This window comes from Chryseobacterium sp. DT-167, from assembly GCF_058310155.1.
Window position 1 is genome coordinate 73,503 of sequence record NZ_JBZEEQ010000012.1, and the last position, 23,259, is coordinate 96,761.

24 protein-coding genes are annotated in these 23,259 nt (G+C 35.8%); 20 read left to right on the forward strand and 4 right to left on the reverse strand.

Going from position 1 to position 23,259, the window contains the following annotated elements:
• Positions 1-111: 111 nt before the first annotated feature.
• On the reverse strand, positions 112-2,706 hold the full coding sequence (gene clpB, locus AC4FQ5_RS15605; protein ID WP_491144775.1) for an ATP-dependent chaperone ClpB: 2,595 nt from the start codon (positions 2,704-2,706) through the stop codon (positions 112-114).
• Between the two features lie 350 nt (positions 2,707-3,056).
• Between clpB and AC4FQ5_RS15610 the strand changes: the two genes are divergently transcribed.
• The 17 genes from AC4FQ5_RS15610 to AC4FQ5_RS15690 all read left to right on the forward strand — a co-directional run bounded on the left by AC4FQ5_RS15610 (position 3,057) and on the right by AC4FQ5_RS15690 (position 19,004).
• Positions 3,057-3,635, forward strand: a complete 579-nt coding sequence (locus tag AC4FQ5_RS15610; RefSeq protein WP_491144777.1) for a TetR/AcrR family transcriptional regulator — start codon at positions 3,057-3,059, stop codon at positions 3,633-3,635.
• Positions 3,636-4,028: 393 nt separating this feature from the next.
• Positions 4,029-5,114 (forward strand): 2Fe-2S iron-sulfur cluster-binding protein, encoded by a 1,086-nt coding sequence (locus AC4FQ5_RS15615; RefSeq protein WP_491144778.1) that lies wholly within the window; start codon positions 4,029-4,031, stop codon positions 5,112-5,114.
• A 39-nt stretch (positions 5,115-5,153) separates the two neighbouring features.
• A complete protein-coding gene (gene paaA / locus AC4FQ5_RS15620) occupies positions 5,154-6,092 on the forward strand; it encodes a 1,2-phenylacetyl-CoA epoxidase subunit PaaA (RefSeq protein ID WP_491144780.1) in 939 nt (312 codons plus the stop codon).
• A 191-nt stretch (positions 6,093-6,283) separates the two neighbouring features.
• On the forward strand, positions 6,284-6,565 hold the full coding sequence (gene paaB / locus AC4FQ5_RS15625; protein ID WP_034679196.1) for a 1,2-phenylacetyl-CoA epoxidase subunit PaaB: 282 nt from the start codon (positions 6,284-6,286) through the stop codon (positions 6,563-6,565).
• An 89-nt stretch (positions 6,566-6,654) separates the two neighbouring features.
• Positions 6,655-7,404: a 1,2-phenylacetyl-CoA epoxidase subunit PaaC gene (paaC, locus tag AC4FQ5_RS15630; RefSeq protein WP_491144782.1), complete on the forward strand. Its 750-nt coding sequence runs from the start codon at positions 6,655-6,657 to the stop codon at positions 7,402-7,404.
• A gap of 212 nt (positions 7,405-7,616) precedes the next feature.
• Positions 7,617-8,054: a 1,2-phenylacetyl-CoA epoxidase subunit PaaD gene (gene paaD / locus AC4FQ5_RS15635; protein WP_491144903.1), complete on the forward strand. Its 438-nt coding sequence runs from the start codon at positions 7,617-7,619 to the stop codon at positions 8,052-8,054.
• 128 nt (positions 8,055-8,182) lie between these two features.
• The gene (locus AC4FQ5_RS15640) at positions 8,183-8,983 is read left to right on the forward strand and encodes an enoyl-CoA hydratase/isomerase family protein (protein ID WP_491144783.1); all 801 of its coding nucleotides are present in this window, start codon (positions 8,183-8,185) and stop codon (positions 8,981-8,983) included.
• 97 nt (positions 8,984-9,080) lie between these two features.
• Positions 9,081-10,217, forward strand: a complete 1,137-nt coding sequence (locus tag AC4FQ5_RS15645) for a 3-hydroxyacyl-CoA dehydrogenase NAD-binding domain-containing protein (RefSeq protein ID WP_491144784.1) — start codon at positions 9,081-9,083, stop codon at positions 10,215-10,217.
• Between the two features lie 48 nt (positions 10,218-10,265).
• Positions 10,266-10,505 (forward strand): hypothetical protein, encoded by a 240-nt coding sequence (locus AC4FQ5_RS15650; protein ID WP_491144786.1) that lies wholly within the window; start codon positions 10,266-10,268, stop codon positions 10,503-10,505.
• Between the two features lie 161 nt (positions 10,506-10,666).
• The gene (locus tag AC4FQ5_RS15655; protein WP_491144788.1) at positions 10,667-11,080 is read left to right on the forward strand and encodes a PaaI family thioesterase; all 414 of its coding nucleotides are present in this window, start codon (positions 10,667-10,669) and stop codon (positions 11,078-11,080) included.
• Positions 11,081-11,165: 85 nt separating this feature from the next.
• Positions 11,166-12,371, forward strand: a complete 1,206-nt coding sequence (gene pcaF, locus AC4FQ5_RS15660) for a 3-oxoadipyl-CoA thiolase (protein WP_491144790.1) — start codon at positions 11,166-11,168, stop codon at positions 12,369-12,371.
• A gap of 132 nt (positions 12,372-12,503) precedes the next feature.
• Positions 12,504-13,097, forward strand: a complete 594-nt coding sequence (locus AC4FQ5_RS15665; RefSeq protein WP_491144792.1) for an acyltransferase — start codon at positions 12,504-12,506, stop codon at positions 13,095-13,097.
• 20 nt (positions 13,098-13,117) lie between these two features.
• The gene (locus tag AC4FQ5_RS15670) at positions 13,118-13,945 is read left to right on the forward strand and encodes an alpha/beta hydrolase (RefSeq protein ID WP_491144794.1); all 828 of its coding nucleotides are present in this window, start codon (positions 13,118-13,120) and stop codon (positions 13,943-13,945) included.
• 294 nt (positions 13,946-14,239) lie between these two features.
• Positions 14,240-16,735, forward strand: a complete 2,496-nt coding sequence (gene paaZ / locus AC4FQ5_RS15675) for a phenylacetic acid degradation bifunctional protein PaaZ (RefSeq protein WP_491144796.1) — start codon at positions 14,240-14,242, stop codon at positions 16,733-16,735.
• A gap of 191 nt (positions 16,736-16,926) precedes the next feature.
• Positions 16,927-17,451, forward strand: coding sequence for an SMI1/KNR4 family protein (locus AC4FQ5_RS15680; RefSeq protein ID WP_491144798.1), 525 nt, complete (start codon positions 16,927-16,929; stop codon positions 17,449-17,451).
• A gap of 13 nt (positions 17,452-17,464) precedes the next feature.
• The gene (locus AC4FQ5_RS15685) at positions 17,465-18,175 is read left to right on the forward strand and encodes an SMUG2 DNA glycosylase family protein (protein WP_491144800.1); all 711 of its coding nucleotides are present in this window, start codon (positions 17,465-17,467) and stop codon (positions 18,173-18,175) included.
• A gap of 64 nt (positions 18,176-18,239) precedes the next feature.
• Entirely contained in the window at positions 18,240-19,004 is a 765-nt protein-coding gene (locus AC4FQ5_RS15690; protein WP_491144802.1) for a methyltransferase domain-containing protein, read from the forward strand.
• A 290-nt stretch (positions 19,005-19,294) separates the two neighbouring features.
• On the opposite strand, the gene AC4FQ5_RS15695 is transcribed toward AC4FQ5_RS15690, so the two are convergent.
• From AC4FQ5_RS15695 to AC4FQ5_RS15705, 3 genes are all read right to left on the reverse strand, one after another.
• Positions 19,295-19,969 (reverse strand): response regulator, encoded by a 675-nt coding sequence (locus tag AC4FQ5_RS15695; protein ID WP_491144804.1) that lies wholly within the window; start codon positions 19,967-19,969, stop codon positions 19,295-19,297.
• The gene (locus AC4FQ5_RS15700) at positions 19,966-20,658 is read right to left on the reverse strand and encodes a sensor histidine kinase (protein WP_491144805.1); all 693 of its coding nucleotides are present in this window, start codon (positions 20,656-20,658) and stop codon (positions 19,966-19,968) included. Before AC4FQ5_RS15700 ends, AC4FQ5_RS15695 begins: the two co-directional genes overlap by 4 nt.
• A 65-nt stretch (positions 20,659-20,723) precedes the next feature.
• On the reverse strand, positions 20,724-21,344 hold the full coding sequence (locus AC4FQ5_RS15705) for a hypothetical protein (RefSeq protein WP_491144807.1): 621 nt from the start codon (positions 21,342-21,344) through the stop codon (positions 20,724-20,726).
• Between the two features lie 272 nt (positions 21,345-21,616).
• Here AC4FQ5_RS15705 and AC4FQ5_RS15710 point away from each other — a divergent pair, with 272 nt between their 5' ends.
• The 3 genes from AC4FQ5_RS15710 (at position 21,617) to AC4FQ5_RS15720 (ending at position 23,218) form a co-directional block, all read left to right on the forward strand.
• The gene (locus AC4FQ5_RS15710; protein WP_491144808.1) at positions 21,617-22,381 is read left to right on the forward strand and encodes an enoyl-CoA hydratase/isomerase family protein; all 765 of its coding nucleotides are present in this window, start codon (positions 21,617-21,619) and stop codon (positions 22,379-22,381) included.
• Between the two features lie 105 nt (positions 22,382-22,486).
• Entirely contained in the window at positions 22,487-22,762 is a 276-nt protein-coding gene (locus AC4FQ5_RS15715) for a hypothetical protein (protein WP_491144810.1), read from the forward strand.
• A gap of 114 nt (positions 22,763-22,876) precedes the next feature.
• Positions 22,877-23,218, forward strand: coding sequence for a hypothetical protein (locus tag AC4FQ5_RS15720; protein WP_491144812.1), 342 nt, complete (start codon positions 22,877-22,879; stop codon positions 23,216-23,218).
• The last annotated feature ends 41 nt before the right edge of the window (positions 23,219-23,259 follow it).

Below are 23,259 nucleotides of genomic sequence, written 5' to 3' on the forward strand. Positions count from 1 at the left end.
GTTGTCTTTATTACACTAAAATTCCGTGATTTTACGGTACTTTAAAACAAAATAGCCGAAGACTTAGTCTTCGGCTATTTCCATTAAAATAATATATATGAAAAAAACTACTTATTTTTCTGCAGGTCTGAAAACCAAACCTGTTTCCTCGAAATAATCAAGCGTGATTCTGTCGCCGTCATTCACATTTCCGGCCAGAATTTCTTTCGACAGTTTGTTTAAAACTTCCTGTTGAATGACTCTTTTCAAAGGTCTTGCTCCAAAAGCAGGATCATACCCTTTATTCATCAAATAATCCAAAGCGTCCTGAGTAGCAGTCATAATGATATTTCTTTTTCCTAATAAATCATTAAAACCTCTCAACTGATACTGAACGATTTTTCCAATTTCTTTTTTTCTTAAAGGCTGGAATAATACGATCTCATCAATTCTGTTCAGGAATTCCGGACGTAACGTCTGTTTCAGCAAGTCGAAAACCTGATCTTTTGTTTTGTCAACAATCTCATCCTGATTCTCCTCGTCAATATTCTCAAAATTCTCCTGAATTAAGTGTGACCCTAAATTCGAAGTCATAATGATAATCGAGTTTTTGAAGTTCACGACCCTACCCTTATTGTCCGTCAATCTTCCATCATCCAAAACCTGTAATAATGTGTTGAAAACATCTGGATGCGCTTTTTCAATTTCATCTAAAAGCACGACCGAATAAGGTCTTCTTCTTACCGCTTCAGTCAATTGACCTCCTTCATCGTAACCGACATATCCCGGAGGTGCTCCAACCAATCTCGACACCGAATGACGCTCCTGGTATTCACTCATATCGATTCGCGTCATATTGTTTTCGTCATCGAATAAATACTCGGCCAAAGCCTTTGCAAGCTCAGTTTTACCGACTCCGGTTGTTCCTAAGAACAAGAAGCTTCCGATTGGTTTTTTCTCATCACTCAATCCAGCTCTGTTTCTTCTGATGGCGTTGGCAACTGCTTCTATAGCTTCTTCCTGACCAACAACTCTGTGGTGAAGTTCGGTTTCCAGATGTAGTAATTTTTCTCTTTCCGACTGAATAAGCTTGGTTACAGGAATCCCCGTCCATTTTGCAATGACTTCAGAGATATTTTCTGCGGTAACTTCTTCTTTAATGAGTTCGTTTTGATGGTTTTGCATCTCCAATTCAAGTTTTTGCAAAGCATCTTCTTTCTCTTTTATTTTTCCGTACTGAATTTCGGCAACTTTTGCATAATCTCCTGCTCTTGAGGCTCTTTCTGCTTCCAGTTTCAGCGATTCTATATCTTTTTTAATCTGGGTAAGATCCTCAGATTTTTGTTTTTCTTTCAGCCATTTCGCATTAATTTCATTTCTCTGTTCAGAAATTTTCGAAATATCTTCTTTTAAATGGTCGATTTTTATCTGGTTGCCTTCTCTTGAAATGGCTGCCAATTCAATTTCCATCTGCATGAGTTTTCTGTCTAAAACATCCAGTTCTTCAGGTTTTGAATTGATTTCCATTCTTAACTTAGCCGAAGCTTCGTCGATAAGGTCAATCGCTTTGTCCGGTAAAAAACGGTCAGAAATATATCGTTGAGACATTTCTACCGCAGCAATAATCGCTTCGTCTTTGATTCTTACCTTATGGTGAGCTTCATATTTATCTTTAATTCCACGCAGAATTGAGATTGCAGATTCAGTATCCGGTTCTTCTACCATTACCTTCTGGAAACGTCTTTCCAACGCTTTATCTTTTTCGAAATATTTTTGATATTCATTTAAAGTAGTGGCACCGATCGCTCTTAATTCTCCTCTTGCCAAAGCAGGTTTCAGGATATTCGCAGCATCCATTGCGCCTTCACCACCTCCGGCTCCCACCAAAGTGTGTATCTCGTCAATGAAAAGGATGATTTGTCCGTCCGATTTGATCACTTCGTTCACAACAGATTTCAGACGCTCTTCAAATTCTCCTTTATATTTTGCACCGGCGATCAAAGCTCCCATATCTAAGGAATACAAAGTTTTATCCATCAGGTTTTCAGGGATATCTCCGGAAATAATTCTGTGTGCAATTCCTTCTGCAATGGCAGTTTTACCAACACCTGGCTCACCGATTAAGATTGGATTATTCTTTGTTCTTCTTGAAAGAATCTGTAAAACTCTTCTGATTTCTTCATCACGACCAATGACGGGATCAAGTTTCCCTTCTGCAGCAAGTTCATTGAAGTTTTTAGCATATTTTTTTAGGGACTGATACGTTTCTTCCGAACTTGCAGATGTCGCAGTGCTTCCTTTTCTTAATTCTTTAATTCCGCCTTCCAAAAGACTTTTGGTCACGCCCATATCTTTCAAAGTTTTTGAAACTTCTGAATTTGTTTCTAATAAGGAAAGCCATAAATGTTCAATGGTCACGAATTCATCACCCATTTTTTTAGCGATGTTGGGCGCATCCAGCAAAACTTTATTTGCCGATTGTGAAAGGTAAATATTCCCTCCCTGTACTTTCGGGAGTTTTTCTAAATTTTCACGGTTTCGCTCTCTTACCAGATTGGCATCTGCTTCAGATTTTTTAAGTAAGAAAGGCGATATATTTTCATCTACCTGAAAGATTCCCTCCAGGAGATGTTGAGGTTCAATGCTTTGGTTGCCAAACTCCATGGCAACCTGCTGTGCAGCCTGGATGGCTTCCTGTGATTTTACAGTATATTGGTTTAAGTTCATATCTTTTATGTTTGCGTGTTTACTTTTTAATGTTGATTTTAGACATCAGATTTTAGACCATAAGAGTCTAATAATTGTTATTTTAAATCTGATTTTCTAATTTCTGATGTCTTCAATCTTATTTAATCATTTAATTCTGTTAGCTTATCGCAAAAAGTATTCTATTGTTGAATTTATAAATTTTAAAGACAAATTTTCCGAATATTGTATTTCTGTATTTCCTTTTGTTGTCAGATTTTCCGATAAATGGTTTTTATTTTAAATCGTAGATGTACATTTTGACCTCTTTAATTTTTTTGAATTTGTTGAAGCAGGATTTAAATCAGAATAATTACTTTTGCATTCACATCATGGAACTTAAAGAAAAACAAAAAAAAATATTGGATGTTGCCGTTGAACTTTTCAAAGAGAAAGGATATATGGGTAGCTCTGTGAGAGATTTGGCGACAAAACTCAATATAAAAGCCGCATCTTTATATGCACATATTCGCTCGAAAGAAGAAATTCTCGAATGGATCTGCTTCGGAATTGCCAATGATTTCTTTACCGAGCTTCAGACTGTAAAAAGTACAGACATCAATCCAAAAGATAAACTAAATTTATTCATTGATAAGCATCTGTCAATAGTTCTCAGAAACCGCGATGTCACGCATATTTATTCTAATGAATGGAAACATTTGGAAGAAAGACTTCCCGAATTTGTAGAATTAAGAAAAAAATATCAACAGGAAGTAGAAGAATTAATTTCTGAAATTTATCAGGCTGAAAACTGGGAATTGAAATCACCTACTTTTACCACAAGGTTTATTCTTCACACTTTGAATAATTCTTATTTCTGGTTTAAAAGAAACATCGAATCGACTAACGAAATTACTGATGAAATAAGAAATAAAATACTTTTTGGTCTTTTAGGAAATCACAAACAGTAATTTTATTAGCTATATGTTTTTATAAACATAGTCTTTTTCATTCCTTCTGAATCTCAACTTTTATAGGCAAGACGAGACGATTCCTGGTTCCACGCTCCACTTCGTTCCCCTCTGAATGGGAAACTTTGTATAAAACTATTCAAAATGTGATGAAAATCATAAAAATTTTGTCAGTTCCTAAATTCTTTATAAATTTACACCTAACAAATGTTAGTTAGTGAAGAATGTTGATTTTCAGTTGAAACATCCCAACTGTTGAAACGGATCCGATTGGAAAACCATCGGAAACGAAATTAAAAAAGCAAGGAATCACTACAAAAGTAAAATTCACGCTCAGTACAGCCTTCCGAAAATGTGAAGGCGGAAAGATTAAATAGAAGACTTTAAAAATAAATGAATTCATTTTATAAACTTAAAACTGTAAAAGTTCAGAAAGATACCAACGATGCCGTAAATGTAGCTGTTGAAATTCCTGAGGAGCTGAAGGATAAATTCAGATTCAAACAAGGGCAGTATCTTAATTTCCGAATGATGATCGACGGAAACGAAGAGCGTCGTTCTTATTCTATCTGCAATGCTCCGAGTGAAAAAAGCAATACGCTGGAAGTATTGGTTAAGCTGTTGGAAGGCGGAAAAGTTTCCGGGTACTTCAACGAACATCTACACATGGATGAAATGTTGGAAGTGATGCCTCCGATGGGCGGTTTTCATACGTCTTATCACCCGACAAACGTAAAAACTTACGTTGGTTTGGCGGCAGGAAGCGGAATTTCTCCGGTTTTATCAAATATTAAAGAAAGTCTTTATCAGGAACCTAATTCCAATGCTTATCTGTTCTACAGTAATAGAAGCATGAATCATGTGATGAAAAAAGGCGAGATTGACAAATTGGTTGAACAGTTCAAAGGAAGATTAAAAGTTGTTTATCTGGTAAGCCGTGAGCAGCATGAAGACCCGATTTTTGAAGGAAGAATCTCGCCTGAAAAACTAGACCAGTTATTTGAAAGATATGCAGATATCGATGTTAAAGAATCTACATTTTTCATTTGCGGACCTGCAGAAATGATTAAAGGGATCGCAGATTATTTAAAGAAAGATAAAAAAGTACCGGCAATTCAGGTTTTATTTGAATATTTCACCGCTCCTGACGACGAAAATTCTGAAGAAATGAGCGATGAATTCAAGGCAATTGCCAATATCGAAAGCATGGTAACGGTCATTATCGATGATGATGAATATTCGTTCCACCTTAATTCTAAAAAAGAGAGTATCTTAGATAAAGCATTGAAAGACAATCTTCCTGTACCTTTTGCCTGCAAAGGAGGAGTTTGTTGTACGTGTAAAGCGGAAGTTTTGGAAGGAGAAGTTTTCATGGAGAAAAATTTCGCGCTTACCGAAGATGAGGTAGCCAGAGGTTACGTTTTGACCTGTCAATGTCACCCGACAACGAATGTGGTGATGCTTAATTATGATGTTTAATTTTTAATGAATTTTTTTCATTATTAAAACAAAAAGAATATGGACTTAGAAAAATTTGTTCAATACGTACACGACGAAAATAAAGTAGAACCAAAAGATGTAATGCCCGATGATTACAGAAAACTATTGGTTCGTCAGATTTCACAGCACGCACATTCTGAGATTGTCGGAATGTTGCCGGAAGCGAACTGGATTTCCAGAGCGCCTTCATTGAGAAGAAAAATGGCTTTGTTGGCTAAAGTCCAGGATGAAGCAGGTCACGGTTTATACTTGTACTCTGCGACTGAAACTTTAGGAAACGGAACTATCAGAGCTGACAGAGACGCTACTTACGACGATATGTTGGAAGGAAAAGCAAAATATTCAAGTATTTTCAACTACCCGACACTGAGTTGGGCAGATATCGGTGCCATCGGATGGTTGGTTGACGGTGCAGCCATTATGAATCAGGTAATGTTGATGGGGAATTCTTACGGTCCTTACTCAAGAGCGATGGTGAAAATCTGTAAAGAAGAATCTTTCCACCAAAGACAGGGTTACGAGATTTTGATGGCGCTTTGCCGTGGTACGAAACAGCAGAAAGAAATGGCTCAGGCTTCATTAAACCGTTTCTGGTGGCCGGCTTTAATGATGTTTGGTCCAAATGACGACAGTTCACCAAACTCTAAAATCTCTATGAATTACAGAGTAAAAAGAGAAAGTAACGACAGTCTTCGTCAGAGATTTATTGATGTTACGGTTTCTCAGGCTGAATTTTTAGGCTTAACCATTCCGGATAAGGATTTAAAATGGAATGAAGAAAGACAACATTACGATTTCGGCGAACTTCCTTGGGATGAATTTATGGAAATCTTAAAAGGAAACGGACCTTGTAATAAGAAAAGGTTACAGACAAAAGTAAAAGCACAGGAGGAAAATGCTTGGGTAAAAGAAGCGGCTATTGCTTTTGCAGAGAAACAACAAAAAGAAGTAATATAATATTTAATGTAAACCATTAAGATTTTGTTTAGAAGTCTAGTTTAATTAAGATAAATCATTTTGATTGTAAATCTAAAAGCGTAGCTAAACTTAATATTCTTAACAACTTAATTGTCCTTGATGGTTCAAAAATTAAATTTCAAAAATAATTCAAAAATCTAAAATTTAGAATTTAAAATTAAAATTTGACTATGGCAAATTTAGATATGTGGGAAGTGTTTATTCAGACTAAACCGGGATTATCTCACAAACACGTTGGAATAGTACAGGCACCAACAGCAGAAATGGCTTTGCAGAACGCAAGAGACGTTTATACAAGAAGAAAAGAAGGAACTTCTGTTTGGGTAGTTCCAAGTAAATATATAGTGACTTCAGAAGGAATTGATAAAGAAGCTTTCTTCGATCCGGCTGATGACAAATTGTACCGTCACCCGACGTTTTACGATATTCCAAACGATGTAAAAAATATGTAATTAATAAAGACTTCAAGATGTGAGATAACAGATAATAGACTCATTGTCAATCTGAAATCTAGTGTCTGAAATCTGAAATCTATTAAACAATGAACCCATTATATAATTATTTATTAAAACTAGCGGACGACAGTTTCATCATGGGACAGCGTTTGTCTGCGTGGTGCGGTGAAGGTCCTTATTTAGAGGAGGATATTGCATTGACAAACATCGCGTTGGATGAACTTGGACAAGCCAATAACTTTTACGTTTACGCTTCAAGAGTTGCTGATAACGGTAAAAGCGAAGATGATTTAGCATTTTTGAGATACGAACACGAATACGTAAACGCACATTGGGTTGAGCTTCCGAATGAAGATTATGCACAGACGATTCTTAAAGTGTATGTTTTCGCCGTATATCAGAAATTAATGTACGAAGCATTATCTAATTCTGCTAATGAAGAACTTTCTGCTCTTGCCAAAAAATCATTGAAAGAAGTAAGGTATCATTATACCCACGCTTCTTCCTGGATGAAAATTTTCGGACAGGGGACAGAAGAAAGTAAATCTCGTCTGGTAAAAGCAATTGAAAATATCTGGGAATATTCAAAAGGTTTATTTGCAAAAGTGGAAGGAGAAGATGATTTGATTGCTTTAAATATCGCTCCAAATGTTGATGATCTTTATGAAGATTTCCTTGCTATTACCAAAAGAGATTTTACAGATTTCGGATTAGAATATCCTGCGAATCCTTTTATGCAGCCAAAATCAAGAACAGGATATCACACAGAATATTTCGGATTTATGCTTTGTGAATTACAGTATATGCAGAGAGCATATCCGGGTTGTACTTGGTAGGTTTTTGAATGTAACAATGTATCAGTTTATCAATATAACAATTTTTAAGTGAAATGTTAAACTATCATTGAAAATTTTATTCTTTGTTGACTTTGCTAAGTGAAACGCCTTTGCGAACTTAAAAACATTTAGTAGTCAAAAAAAACTTTGCGCACTTTGCGTTAAAAAAATCAGATAAAAGAAGATTGAAAAATCCTTTAGAAATATTAGAAATGGTTCCCGATCCGGAAATTCCGGTGATCAATATCGTGGAATTAGGCATTGTAAGAGAAGCAAAAGTTACCAGCAAGAATTCTTGTGAAATAACGATTACGCCGACTTATTCTGCCTGTCCCGCTATGTTTACTATCGAGGAAGATATCATGAAAATCATGAAAGAAAACGGGTGGGATGCGAAAGTAGTGACCAAAATGTTTCCGATCTGGACAACAGACTGGTTGACGGACGAAGCGAGAGAAAAACTTCGTGTCTACGGAATTTCACCTCCCGAAAAAGGAGCCGACGAGCATCACATCGGGAAACCGAAAAAATGCCCACGTTGCGGTTCGATGCATTCAAAACAGATCAGCAGATTCGGATCTACATTGTGTAAGGCTTCTTATCAATGTCTAGATTGTCTGGAGCCCTTTGATTATTTCAAATGTCATTAAATTAATGTAACAAATTAGCAACGTAAGAATATACAATTTTCAATGCAGTAAATATTGTTATACAGGTAAACTGATGCATTCCTACGTTTTTATATGTAAATTTACATTAATCATAAAAAATTAAAACTATGTACACACAACTCGATATTGAATCGCATTTTGACGGAAAATTAAAAATTGCTTACCTTAATCAACCTGACACAATGAATGCTTTGACCAAGCCTTCGTTATCAGATCTGAAAGATTTTGTAAAAGAATGCAGTGATGATCCCACAGTAAGATGTGTTGCCATTTCAGGAAGAGGAAAAGCTTTCTGTTCTGGTCAGAATTTAGATGATGCTTTCGTACAGGGTAACGACCATCATAATGATGATATTATCAGAAGAATCGTAACTGACTATTATAATCCTTTGGTGCTTGAAATTACACGTTGCAAAAAACCTGTAATTGCTTTGGTAAACGGTCCTGCAGTTGGAGCTGGTGCGATGTTGGCATTGATTTGTGATTTTGTTTTGGCGAGTGATAAAGCTTATTTTGCTCAGGCATTCTCTAATATCGGATTGATTCCTGATACGGGTGGAACTTATTTCTTACCCAAATTATTAGGAAGACAATTAGCGAATTATTTGGCATTTACAGGTAAAAAATTATCTGCAGAAGAATCAAAATCATATGGTCTGGTTGCTGAGATTTTCACTGAAGAAGAATTCAATTCAAAATCAATGGAAATTTTAGAAAAAGTATCTAATATGCCGACAGTTGGTTTAAAATTAACCAAAAAAGCTTTTGCCAGTTCTTATAACAATACATTGAAAGAACAATTGGAATTAGAAGGAGATTTACAGCAGGAAGCTGCAGAAACAGAAGATTTTAAAGAAGGGGTACAAGCCTTTTTACAAAAAAGAAAACCTAATTATAAAGGGAAATAAAATTATAGAATTTAGAAATTAGAGGTTAGAAATTAGTATATAAAATCTAACTTCTAACTTCTAACTTCTAACTTCTGGCTTCTAACATCTATAAATAATGAAAAACGTAGGAATTATCGGTGCTGGGACTATGGGAATTGGCATCGCGCAAGTAGCCGCAACGAACGGATGCAAAGTTTGGGTCTATGACGCCAACGCAAAACAAGTAGAAACGGCAACCGTAGGTTTGGAAAAAACATTAACCAAATTAGTGGATAAACAGAAAATTTCGGCAGAAAAAATGGCTGAAATTTTAGCCAATATTTCCATCGCTACAGAATTGAAGGACTTCAAGGATTGTGAATTAATCATCGAAGCCATCATCGAAAACAAAGAAATTAAAACCAAAGTTTTCACGGAATTAGAGAAACACGTTTCTGAAAGCTGTGTTATTGGTTCCAATACATCATCCATTTCCATTACCTCTCTCGGTGCGGAATTACAAAAACCGGAGCGTTTCATCGGAATTCATTTCTTCAATCCGGCTCCTCTGATGCCTTTGGTTGAGGTTATTCCATCTTTATTAACAGAAAAATCTTTAGCGGAAAAAATCTGCAACCTCATGAAAGATTGGGGTAAAACTCCTGTTATCGCCAAAGATATTCCCGGATTTATCGTCAACAGAATTGCCCGTCCTTACTACGGTGAAGGATTGAGAATTGTTGAAGAAAACATCGCAACAGTAGAACAGGTTGATGATGCCATGAAAACATTAGGTAATTTCAAAATGGGCCCTTTTGAATTGATGGATTTAATTGGTGTTGACGTTAATTTCTCAGTTACAAAAACAGTTTACAACGAATATTTCTACGACCCAAAATACAAACCCTCTCTTCTTCAACAAAGAATGTCCGAAGCCAAACTTCACGGAAGAAAGACTGGAAAAGGCTTCTACGATTACAGTGAAGGGGCTGACAAACCTGTCGCTCAAAAAGATGATGCATTGTATCAGCAAATATTTTTAAGAATTATATCAATGTTGATCAATGAAGCGGTGGAAGCAAAAAGATTAGGTGTTGCAAGTGATGAAGATATCGAACTGGCAATGCAGAAAGGAGTAAACTATCCAAAAGGATTATTGGCTTGGGGAAAAGAAATCGGTTACTCAAAAATCTCCGAAACCCTACAGAATCTTTATGAAGAATATCAGGAAGAGAGATATAGACAAAGTCCTTTGTTGCGAAAATTGAATTAGATAATTTGAAAATTATTTACCGCAATCTTTAATTTTCAAATTAATATTATGGATATAGACGGATTCAGAGCCGAATTAGAAACAAGACTTCTCATTGAAAAAGAATACATCATTCAGGAACTTTCTTCGATGGATGATGATCAGGAAAGACTTGGAATGTTGGGTATATTTAATGAAAAATATAAAGAGATGATCAAAAGACTAGCAAATGAAAATGGAATTGATTTAAATGCTCCTTATCCAACTGAAAATTCGTCAAAATCAGAAAATCTTCATATGAACAGATAATTCTCGGTAAAACCATGAATATTTATGACAAATTGGTTGATGGATTATATGAAGAAATCGCTATGATTCGTAAGCATAAACATTGATGAAGAAGACACGATTATATCTGACTTATAAAAAACAATAATATCTACATATAAAATAACAAGCGTAAATTAGAAATGAATCCAAGACAAGTTGCAGAATATATGTTTGATCAGGATTATTTTTCCCAATGGATGAATATTAAAATAATCGAAGTCAAAGAAAATTATTGTTTACTGGAAATGCCCATTAAAAAAGATATGATCAATGGGCTTAGAACGGTTCACGGAGGTGTTACATTTGCTTTTGCGGATTCTGCATTGGCGTTTTCGTCCAACAACACCGGAGATGCGGCTGTTGCGTTGAACTGTATCATTAATTTTACCAAAGCCGGAAAAGAAGGCGACACTTTCAGAGCAGAAAGTATCTTGGTAAACGACACCAGAAAAACCGCTGTTTACGATATTAAAATTACCAATCAAAACAACGATCTGATTGCAAAATTCGTCGGAACAGTCTACAAAATCGGAAAAAAAGTAACAGAATTATAAAATAGATAAAAAGACATCAGATGTCAGATATTAGATTTATATAATGTCTGAAGTCTGAAATCTAATATCTGAAATCTAATAAAAAATGAACAACGTATATATCATAGATTACATCAGAACTCCTATTTCAAAATTACAGGGAGGTTTATCAGAAGTTAGAGCCGATGATTTGGCGGCAATCGTTCTAAAAGAAATTGTTGCAAGAAACCCTGAAGTTCCTGTTGAGGAAATTGAGGATGTTATCTTCGGATGTGCTAACCAAGCAGGTGAAGATAATAGAAACGTAGCAAGAATGGGACTTTTATTGGCTGGTCTTCCTTATAAAATTGGAGGTGAAACAGTAAATAGACTTTGTGCTTCTGGAATGTCGGCGGTGGCAAATGCTTTCCGCTCGATTGCTTCCGGAGAAGGTGAAATTTACATCGCCGGTGGAGTTGAGCATATGACACGTTCACCTTATGTAATGTCAAAACCAAGTGCAGCTTTCGGAAGAGATAGTCAGATGTTTGATACGACTTTCGGATGGAGATTCGTTAATCCAAAAATGAAAGAAATGTATGGCGTTGATGGAATGGGCGACACCGCTGAAAACTTAGCAGATATGCATAATATCAGCCGTGAAGATCAAGACAAATTTGCCCTTTGGTCTCAACAAAAAGCAACAAAAGCTCAGGAAAGCGGAAGATTGGCGGAAGAAATTGTAAAAGTTGAAATTCCTCAGAAAAAAGGCGAACCGAAAATTTTCGATAAAGACGAATTCATCAAGCCAACCTCTTCAATGGAAGGATTAGGAAAACTTCGTCCTGCTTTCAGAAAAGAAGGAACGGTAACTGCCGGAAATGCTTCAGGAATGAATGACGGGGCTGCAGCTTTAATTTTAGCAAGTGAAGAAGCCGTTAAAAAATATGGTTTAAAGCCAAAAGCTAGGATTTTAGGATCTTCAGTTGCTGGTGTTGAACCAAGAATTATGGGAATCGGACCAGTAGAAGCGACTCAAAAATTATTAAAAAGATTAAATCTTTCACTAGAAGATATGGATGTTATCGAATTGAACGAAGCATTCGCAGCTCAATCTTTAGCCGTAACAAGAAGTTTAGGATTAAAAGATGACGATTCAAGAGTAAATCCAAACGGAGGAGCTATCGCAATCGGGCATCCACTTGGAGTTTCCGGAGCAAGAATCATCGGTTCTGCAGCTTTAGAACTTCAAAAACAAAATAAAAAATATGCTTTGTGTACGCTTTGTATCGGTGTCGGACAAGGTTATGCAATGGTTATTGAAAAAGTATAACTTTTTCAATAATGTAACAATATAAAAATGTATCAATGTAACAATTCCATTGTCATGCTGAGCTTGTCGAAGCATCTATTGGTAAACTGCTAGATTGATACACTGTTAAATTAAATTTTTAACATAAAAATTATGAATATCTACTCATATCACGGCATTCGTCCCATCATCAAACCTTCCGCTTACGTTCATCCGCAGGCGGTGATTATCGGAAATGTGGAAATCGGCGAAGAAGTTTACATCGGTCCAAATGCGGTAATTCGTGGTGACTGGGGTAAAATTATCATCAAAGACGGTGCGAATGTTCAGGAAAACTGTACACTTCACGTTTTTCCGGGTATTGAAACGATTTTGGAAGAATCTGCGCACATCGGTCACGGTGCGATTATTCATTCCGGGCACATCGGTAGAAACTGTCTGGTTGGAATGAACGCAGTTGTGATGGACAAAGCGATAATCGGTGATGAATGTATCATTGGCGCATTGGCATTTGTTCCTGCAAATTTCAGATGTGATGCAAGAAAATTAATTGTTGGAAGTCCGGCAAGAATCATTCGTGATGTTTCCGATGAAATGATTAAATGGAAAACGGAAGGAACAAAACTCTATCAGGAGTTGGCAAGAGAAGGGAAGGATGCGATTTTACCTTGCGAACCGTTTACAGAATATGTTCAGCAAATTCCTACGAAAGTTGTTGATTACAGCATTTGGGATGATGTGAAATAATTGAATTTCAAAAATTTAGTATGGTTAAAAAGCTTCTCATTTTCTGCAGTCTTCTCTTTGCATTTCAATTTGTGGTTTTAGGCCAAAACGGAAATGTAAAAGCATTAACTATTGGAGAAATCAGAACACTAAAGTCGAAAATTTTAAATGAAGAAAGAACATTAAACATCTATCTTCCGCAAAATTTTGATAAAACAAAATCATATCCGGTTATCTATCTTTTAGATGGAAGCATGAATGAAGATTTTATCCATGTTACAGGATTGGTTCAGTTCTTTAATCAAATGTATTCCATGCCGGAAACGATTGTAGTAGGAATTGCAAATATTGACAGAAAAAGAGATTTCACTTTTCACACCGATTTAAAAGATTTACAAAAAGATTATCCTACGACAGGACATTCTGATAAGTTCATCAATTTCCTGGAAAAAGAATTAAAACCTTATATCGAAAGTCAGTTTAAAACAACCAATACCTACATTTTCGGTCAATCTCTTGGCGGACTTTTAGCAACAGAAATTTTGTTGAAAAAACCTGAAATGTTCAATAACTATTTTATCATCAGCCCGAGTTTGTGGTGGGATGATGAAAGTCTTTTAAAACAGGCTAATCAATTATTAACTAAAATACCGGATACTAAGAAATTTATTTACGTTTCTGTAGGAAAAGGTGAGCATCCGGTGATGGTAAAAGATGCAGAAAATTTATTCGATATTCTAAAAAAATCAAATAAGAAAAACTGGACGGTAGAATATAAAATGATGGAAACAGATAATCATGCAACGATTCTTCACAGAAGTTTGTATGAAGGTTTGGTGAAGTTGTTTCCGTATCAGGAACCGAAGTAAATCAATGTCATAATGATAAATATCTTAAAGAAATATTGGTTGTTAAGCCTGATTATTTTTATAGTAATCAATATTTTAGGATTTTATTTGATGAAGGAATCACTAGGTATTTCAGATAGTCTTGAACACGTAGAATCTGATGAAGTGGTTGCAAGTCTAAAGCGTAAGAATTTCTTCTACAAATTGTTAATCAATTTTATTTTTATAATTGATGTATGTTTAATATTATCCTTTCTTTATCTGATTATTAAAAACATTTTTAAAATTAAATTTAAGTAAAAAGTAAAAAACTATATGGAAAAGTTAAAAAATTACATCCACGGCGAATGGGTAGAAGGTACCGGAAACGGAATCCCTTTGTACAATGCCGTGACGGGAGAGCAGGTTGCCGTTTCGGATACAGAAGGGCTTAATTTTGAACAAGCGCTGGACTACGGAAGAACAGTAGGTTATAAAAACCTTTCTTCAATGACATTCTATGATCGTGGAGAAATGTTGAAAAAAGTAGCACTTTACCTTTTAGAAAGAAAGAAAAAATATTACGAATTATCATATAAAACTGGGGCAACTCATGCAGATTCCTGGGTCGATATTGAAGGAGGTTTTGGTACGTTCTTTACGTATTCAGGATTAGCGAAAAGAATGCTTCCGAATACTCCGTTTTGGGTGGATGGTGATACTCAGAAAATTTCTGCGAACGGAACTTTCTTGGGAACTCACATTTTAACGCCAAGCGAGGGGGTTTCTATACAAATCAATGCGTATAACTTTCCTGTTTGGGGAATGTTGGAAAAATTATCCACTTCATTGTTGGCGGGTGTTCCAAGTATTGTAAAACCTTCTCCTTATGGTTCTTATTTGACGAATGCTGTTTTCCAGGATATGATTGAAAGCGGTGTGCTTCCGGAAGGCGCGCTTCAATTGGTTTGTGGTGAACCGGGAAATATTTTGGATTATGTTAAAGATGGAGATTCTGTATTATTCACAGGTTCTGCAACGACGGGTAGAAAACTGAAATCTTTACCTTCTGTTTCAGGAAATGCTGTTCGTTTCAATATGGAGGCAGATTCTTTGAACTGTTCGATTCTTGGATTGGATGCAAAACCTGGAACTCCTGAATTTGATTTGTTCATCAAAGAAGTTCGTAACGAAATGACAACAAAAGCCGGACAAAAATGTACGGCGATCAGAAGAATTATTGTTCCTGAAAACTTAATTGGTGATGTTCAGAATGCTTTGTCAAAAGCTTTAGATCAAACAAAAATTGGAAATCCGTTGAGCAGAGAAACGAGAATGGGTTCTTTGGTTGGAAAACAGCAATATGACGAAGTTCTAAGAAAAGTAGATATTCTGAAAACTGAAAACGAATTGATTTATGACGGAAAGCATGAGCTTGTAGATGCAGATTATGAAAACGGTGCATTTATGTCTCCGAAATTGTTTTTAAATGATTCTCCGTTTACAAAAAATATCTCCCACGATGTCGAAGCTTTCGGTCCGGTTTCTACGTTAATGCCTTACAAAGATGCGGAAGAGGCTGCTGCTTTGGCAAAAAGAGGAAAGGGAAGTTTGGTAGGTTCAATCGTTTCTCACGATGAGAAATTTGTAGCAGAAACTTCCTGGAAAATGGCTTCTCAACACGGTAGAATTTTCGTGTTAAACAGAGATAACGCGAAAGAAAGTACAGGTCACGGTTCGCCGCTTCCTACATTAATGCACGGAGGTCCTGGTAGAGCAGGAGGTGGTGAGGAAATGGGTGGATTGAATGGTCTTCATTTCTTCCTTCAGAAAACAGCGATTCAAGGTTCTCCGGATATTTTGACGGCGATCACAAAAGTATATCAGCAAGGTGCTGAGAAAAAATATTCAGATAAACATCCTTTCCAGAAATATTTTGAAGAAGTTGAAGTTGGAGATTCTCTGGAGACGGCAGGAAGAACAGTTACTGATGCAGATATCGTTAATTTTTCTAATGTTTCGTGGGATCATTTTTATGCACATACGGATGCAACGAGTTTGACAGGAACGATCTTCGATAAAACAGTTGCTCACGGGTATTTCATCCTTTCTGCTGCGGCTGGATTGTTCGTTTCAGGGAAAAAAGGACCTGTTATTGCAAATTACGGATTGGAAAATTGTTCTTTCTTTAAGCCTGTTTATGCGGGAGATACGATTACGGTCTACCTAACGGCGAAAGAAAAAATCAACAGAGGAGTAAAGGGAAGAAATATTCCTTCGGGTGTGGTGAAATGGCTGGTTGAGGTTGTAAACCAAAGAGATGAGGTAGTTTGTGTGGCAACCATTTTAACATTGGTGGCAAAACAGTCTCCTTTTATTGATTTTAAAATAAAGAATATTCAGAAAAAGCTTAATAGCTTGACTGAAAAAACGCAGCCTGTCTTTGGAGATTTTACTCCGCAGCTGATGGTTGAACATCTGGAAGAAGTTTTGAGAAATGGCTTTGGAAATTTAAAACCTGAAGATTTTCCGGAAATTCCTGCCGAGAAGTTAGAGAAACTACAGGATTGGTTGTATACAGATCAAAAAATCCGTCCCGGGGCACAATATCCTTTATGGAAAGAAGGCGAAGTTCCTCAGAATAAAAATAAAAATCTGGACGAAGCAAAGGCGAAATTAATTGAAACATTAAAAGAGTTTATGGTTTATTTCAAAGAAAATCCTTTTGCAGAACATTATAATCCAAGATTCGGACACTTGAATAAAGAGATGATGGAGCTTTTCCAGAGAAAACATTTCACACATCATTTTGAGCAGTTTGGATTAATCTGATCTTCATCAGCTTAATCATCTCACTAATGCAGCAGTTAATCATAAATTGCTGCATTTTTTATGTAAATATATATTAAACTTTTTAAGAAAATAATTCACACATCTTTTAAACGATTTCAATTGATTTATTAAATAAAATACAGATATTTGGGGGTGCTTTTACAAGCTTCTCTTATTTAATAAAAAATATTATGAAAACAGAATTTTTCAATGACTTCGACTTTAAAAGTTTTTGGAGTGAATGCAGCTATTCTGCAAGAGATTATATCAGTGATTTCCCTGATGATGAAATGATTGCATCTGTTGAACAAGAACTTGGATATAAACTTCCCGGCTCTTACGTACAGCTGATGAAATCACAGAATGGAGGATTGGCAAACAAATCTATTTTTCCTACGAATGAAGCCAACTCTTGGGCAGATGACCATGTTGCAATCACCGGAATTATGGGAATTGGAAGAGAAAGGAAATATTCTCTTTGTGGGGAGCTGGGAAACCGGTTTGTAATTAATGAATGGGGATATCCCGCAATTGGAGTATATTTTGCAGACTGCCCTTCGGCAGGGCACGACATGGTTGCTTTTGACTATTCAAACTGCGGAAAAGATGGCGAGCCTGAAATTGTGCATATAGACCAGGAAAATGATTTCAAAAAAACCTTTCTGGCAAAAGATTTTGAAACTTTTATCAGAGGTTTAAAAATTGAAGACGAATAGGATATAGAATAATATGCACGATCAAACCTTTGCTGATAAAGTAGTTGACTTTAATACAAATCTACATTATTCAGGAAAGCTGCCTGCTGATTTTTCAGTTCTGAATCCCTATCTAGACCATTCTGATACCTTAGATGTCATGAAGATGTTTTATAAAAAATATTACGATGACGACAGTCAGAGAAAATTTATCATAGGCATCAACCCAAGTCGTCATGGGGCAGGAATTACTGGCGTCCCTTTTACTGATACCAAAAGATTGGAAAGCGTTTGCGGAATCAAGATGGAGTCTGCACATACACACGAAATATCTTCCGTCTTTATCTACGACATGATCACAGTATATGGTGGAGCAGATCGTTTTTTTAAAGATTTTTATATCAATTCACCATTTCCTCTCGCAATTATTAGAAAATCAAAAGGCGGCTGGATCAATGCCAACTATTATGATGACAAGGTACTTTTTCAAGATGTGAAAGATTTTATGATCGAATCTTTACAAAGCCATATTAATCTGGGTCTTGATACCTCTGAGGTTTTTGTACTTGGGAAGAAAAATGCAGAATTTATTTCCAGATTAAATGCAGAGGCTGAATTGTTTGATAAAATGACTGTTTTGGAACATCCTAGATATATTCAGCAGTACAAATCAAAGGAAAAAGATATGTATATTGATAAATATATTTTAGCATTGAAAAATGTTAACAATTTGAACTTATCCTGAATAGAAAATAGGATTGTAACCGAAATCCTGCCAATAATATAGTTCTAATTTAAAATGAAAATTAATGCCCTGGAATCCGGAAATCTACAATCAGTTTAAAAATATCCGCTATCAGCCATTTTTTGATCTGATGGATTTAATTTCATCTGAGAATCTTAAAAAAGCAATCGATATCGGATGCGGAACCGGAGAGCAAACTCACATTCTGTCTGAACAATTTAAAAGTGCAGATTTTACAGGCATCGATTCTTCCTCGGAGATGCTTTCTGAAGCAGACCAGTTTCAGAATGACAGGCTTCATTTTAATAAAATGGCTGTTGAGGATTTTATTAAATCAGACGAAAAATGGGATTTGATTTTCAGCAATGCGGCTTTGCAATGGTCTGATGATCATCAACATCTATTTCCGAAATTATTGTCGATGTTGAGTGAGGAAGGTCAATTTGCAGTACAAATGCCGGTGCAGCCAGATAATATTCTCAATCAGATTTTATTTAGACTCGCTTCGGAAGAACCCTATAAAATTCAACTTCAAAATTGGAACAGCGTTTCACCCGTTTTGTGTATGGATGAATATGCTCAGATGATGTTTGATGCGGGATTAGAAGATCTAAATATTTCTGTGAAAGTTTATCCTATTATTGCTGACAGTTCAGAAAAGCTTTTTCAGTTTATTTCTGGTTCGGCATTGATTCCTTATTTGGAAAGACTGGATGAAGGAAGCAGAGAAGATTTCGTTTCAGAATACAAAAGAAGAATTGGTGACCATTTCAAAAATTTTCCTTCCATCTATGCTTTCAAACGTCTGCTGCTTTATGGGAAAAAGTGAACTTTAAAAAATAAAAACCTTTGAGAATGTTCAAAGGTTTAATCATTCATGTGATAGAATCATAATATGAAAACTATAACTTTCAAGTTTTCATGGCTGATAGTTTATTGGCAGACCAGAAATCTTTCTCAATTTCTGATCTGCCAAATTATGATTAAACATTACTCTCATCACTTAGTTTACTTAATCATATCACAAAGTAACAATTTTTGCCATAATCTGAGATCAGTATAAAATACCAATTTTATCATTCAGTATTTATACGTAACTATTTGGCGGCTCAGCTCAAGTTAAAGTCTTATGGGGAGATCATAGATTCCGTTTACCACAGCATAGATCACCAAACCTACTGTGTTTTTTGCACCTATTTTATCTAAAATTCTTTGTCGGTGGCTTTCAATTGTTCTTGGGCTCAGAGAAAGCCTTTCTGCAATTTCGTGGTTGGTCAGTTCTTTACAGATCAGTTTTATGACTTCTCTTTCTCTTTCGGAGAGTTCATTTTCGCTATTAAATAATCCTTTGTTTTTCTGTGAATCATTAAGATATGATAACAGCATATTGTGATCTTCGGCAGTAAAGTAAATTCCGTTTTTATGTACCTGAGTGATGGCTTCTATAAAAGTTTTTTTATTTGAATTTTTTGGAAGAAATGCAGAAACTCCCAATTTTACCATATATCCCAAAACACTGCTTTTGTAGTGGGAAGAAAGGATAATGATTTTGAGCTGAGGATATGTATCTCGTAGAATTTCTACAAGTTCAAATCCATCCATGGGTAGCATCTGGATGTCGACCAGTGCCATATGAGGAAAGTCTTTCGCAGGAATTCTGGAGAGATGTTCAAGGAAATCAACCCCGTTATTGGAAGTAATCGTTACAGAGATGCTTTTCTCCATCGAAAGCAGCATTTTCACACCTTCCAGAATCAGCTGTTCGTCGTCTACGATGGCAATATTGGTGATCATGAGATTGTTTTTTGCTGAATTTTTATAATAAGCTGGGTCTTTTTTCCGATTGTATTTTTCCATTTGTAAAGAGCATCCAGAGACTGCAGACGGGATTCTATATTTTTGATCCCCATTCCCCGGTTGATCCTATTGTATTCAAAACTATTTCCGTTATCTGTGATGATCATTGTGAAACTCTTAGAGCTGTCTCTTAGGTAAATAGAGATTTCTGTTGCTGTAGAATGTTTGATCACATTGGTCGTGAATTCCTGAATGATCCTGTAAAGCTGTACTTCTGTGAAAATATCTTTTTTCCGGTATCCAGGATTTACATTTAAGTTGATTTTTATCTTTTGGGAAAGATCCGTAATCAATTCTTCAGTATATAAAAGCAGCCCCAGTTTCTCAAGATTCACGGGATAAAGCGAGTGAGAGATGCTTCTTGCAGAATCGATCAGTTCAGAAATCTGTTTTGTGATGATTTTTTCTGCTGCTTCCTTGTTTTCTGCATCAAAATTGTGAATCCATAGAGATAGAATATTGAGTCGGTTTCCGATATCATCGTGTATCAGTACAGCTATTCTTTTTCGCTCTTCTTCCTGTATGAGGGTTCCTTCCAGAGCGAGATTTTTCTGATGCTGAATTTCCAAGTCATGCTGCCTATTTTTTTCTTTTATAATCCGGTCTGTGAAAAGTTTATATGCCATCAATATAAAAACCATGATAATTATCAAGGCAATAATTAACGTAATGAAAAAGACGATATTTAGGCTTACTTCTTTAATTTTATAAAGGTGTATATAAATGATGAATATAAAACGCAGGTCAGAGTATTATTGATTCCCCAGATAATATAAGCGTCATCAATAGACATTTTTACCAGCTGATTATGCATTATAAAAATAAAGGCCGAAACTGCATAATATAAAAATATCATAGCATCAACCCATAGGAAACGATTGTCAGAATTTGTCTTTTTAATTTCCTGAAGCAGAGAAAACCCTGCAAAACCAAAAATGATGACGTTGGATACTACTTTTACATGATCATGATTCAGGTCTTTCAAAAAAAGATGAACAGCCAGATATAAGACTCCGGAAATCGGGACAAATAATGACCAGAACGGCGGTAGGTTTAATTTTTTTATAAACAGATATGTAAGGATAGAAAAAACTCCGCCAATGTAATACGGGTATATCGGTGCGGTTGTTTTTGCACCAAAAAAATCTACCGATACCGTCACAGAAGCTTCAATAAGAAAGGTGTACAAAAGATAGTAAACATACCATTTCTCATAAGTGAACAGTATTTTGTGCTTCAGAACGCCAAAAATAACAGCTATCAAAAGAAAAAAATAACTTAGGTACATGGATGAGTAAAAAAAATACTCCATAAAGCAGAACTGTTAATTGATAATCAGAACAATAGGCAGCTCTTCAGTTGCATAAACTGAGAATGTCTCTTATTTATCCATAAAAATATAGAAATTAAATGCTCTTTCAAAATTAATCGTTATTTTTTGTCAAATTATTGTTGTTTTATGTCATTTTAAACAAATTGTTTAGATATAAATCATTATCGTTTGGGTGATGTTGTCTTATTAACTGTAATTAATTTAAGCTATTTTTGTAACAAATAAATTTCAAACTATATTTTAAAAAGAAAATGAACGATTTTGTAGCATCAGAAATTAAAAATAATATTTCCGAGATTACCTTCGGAACTCAAAAAAGCAACGCGCTTCCCGGAGCAATTCTTGAAAAACTGGCTCAAACCATTTTAGAGGAAGGCGCAAAAAAAGAAGTAAAAGCCATCTTAGTAAAAAGTGAAGGTGAAAAAGCTTTCTGCGCGGGTGCAAGCTTTGACGAATTGTTGGCAATTGATGAACTCGAAGCATCCACAAAATTCTTCGGGGGATTTGCAAAGGTATTAAATGCCATGAGAAACTGCGGAAAAATCGTTGTAGTAAGAGTGCAGGGAAAAACTACAGGAGGCGGAGTAGGATTGGCTTGCGGAGCAGATTATTGTTTTGCAACCAAAGATTCTGCGTTAGCTTTAACCGAAATCAATTTAGGAATCGGACCTTTTGTAATCGGACCTTATGTTGAGAGAAAAATCGGCAAATCTCAGTTTTCGGCAATGGCAATCGATGCAGATTTCAGATCTGCAGAATGGGCAGAGCAGCACAATATTTACCACTCAGTATCACAAACCGTTGCTGAAATGGATTCAAAACTTGAAAAGTTCTTAAATACACTGGCTTCCAGAAGCGAAGATGCTTTGGCATTAATTAAGAAAGTTTCCTGGGAAGGTACAGAGCATTTTAATGAATTGATGCCCGCAAGAATTCACATGAGTGCAAGTCTGATTCTCGAAGATTCTGCAAAGAAAAACATTGAGGTAATTAAAGAAAAATTAAGAGCGAAGTAAAAATAAAATAAGGAAAAGACACCAATCAAAAAGGGTGTTTTCCCTTTGAGATCTTGCTTTCGGGTAAAGTAGTTTTGTATCAAATAATTTATAAAACTTTTTATTATGAAAGCAAGATTTTTTTTATGTCTTATGGCGGTCGCCACTATGGTTTTAAGTTGTAAGAATGACGATGACGAAGTTGTACCACAGCCAGAACCATTCACTTATACTGCTGTGACGGGGATGAGTACAGGAAGCACTTCTGTTGCTGGAACGAATGCTCCTGCAGGATATAGCTGGAGTGAAGTAAAAGCACCTCAAAGCACTTGGGGACTTAACGGAACTATTACCGACCGTATGCTTGCAGATGATTTTCAGATTCCTGCAGGTGAAAAATAGAATATACAAAATTTTTATTTCTATGCATACCAAACCGGTTTTTCTGGTGCATCATTACCTGTAAGCGAGTTTTACTTTGAAATTTATTCATCCGACCCTGCTGTTGCAGGAGCTGTGAAAGTTTATGGCGACACAACTTCCAACCGATATGTTTCATCAGAAGAAACAAAATGGTACAGAATTTTACAGGGGCAGACTGATAACACGACCAGAAAAATTTATAAAATGAAAATCAATGCACCGGATCTTAACCTTACTGCCGGAACTTATTGGATAAAATGGGGTTCTAAAACTTCCACGGGAACTCATTTCTACCCGCAGTTTCCTCATGATGCTGCTAAAGTAAACAATGCGCAACAGTTTGTCGTTGCAAGTTCTACGTGGGTGAATTTGGATGATGGTGGACAAAGGGTAAGCTTCCCATTTGAAATTTCAGGAACCAAGCTTAAAAACTAAAAATAATCAAAACCAAATCATAAAAAACCATTCTGGCTTTC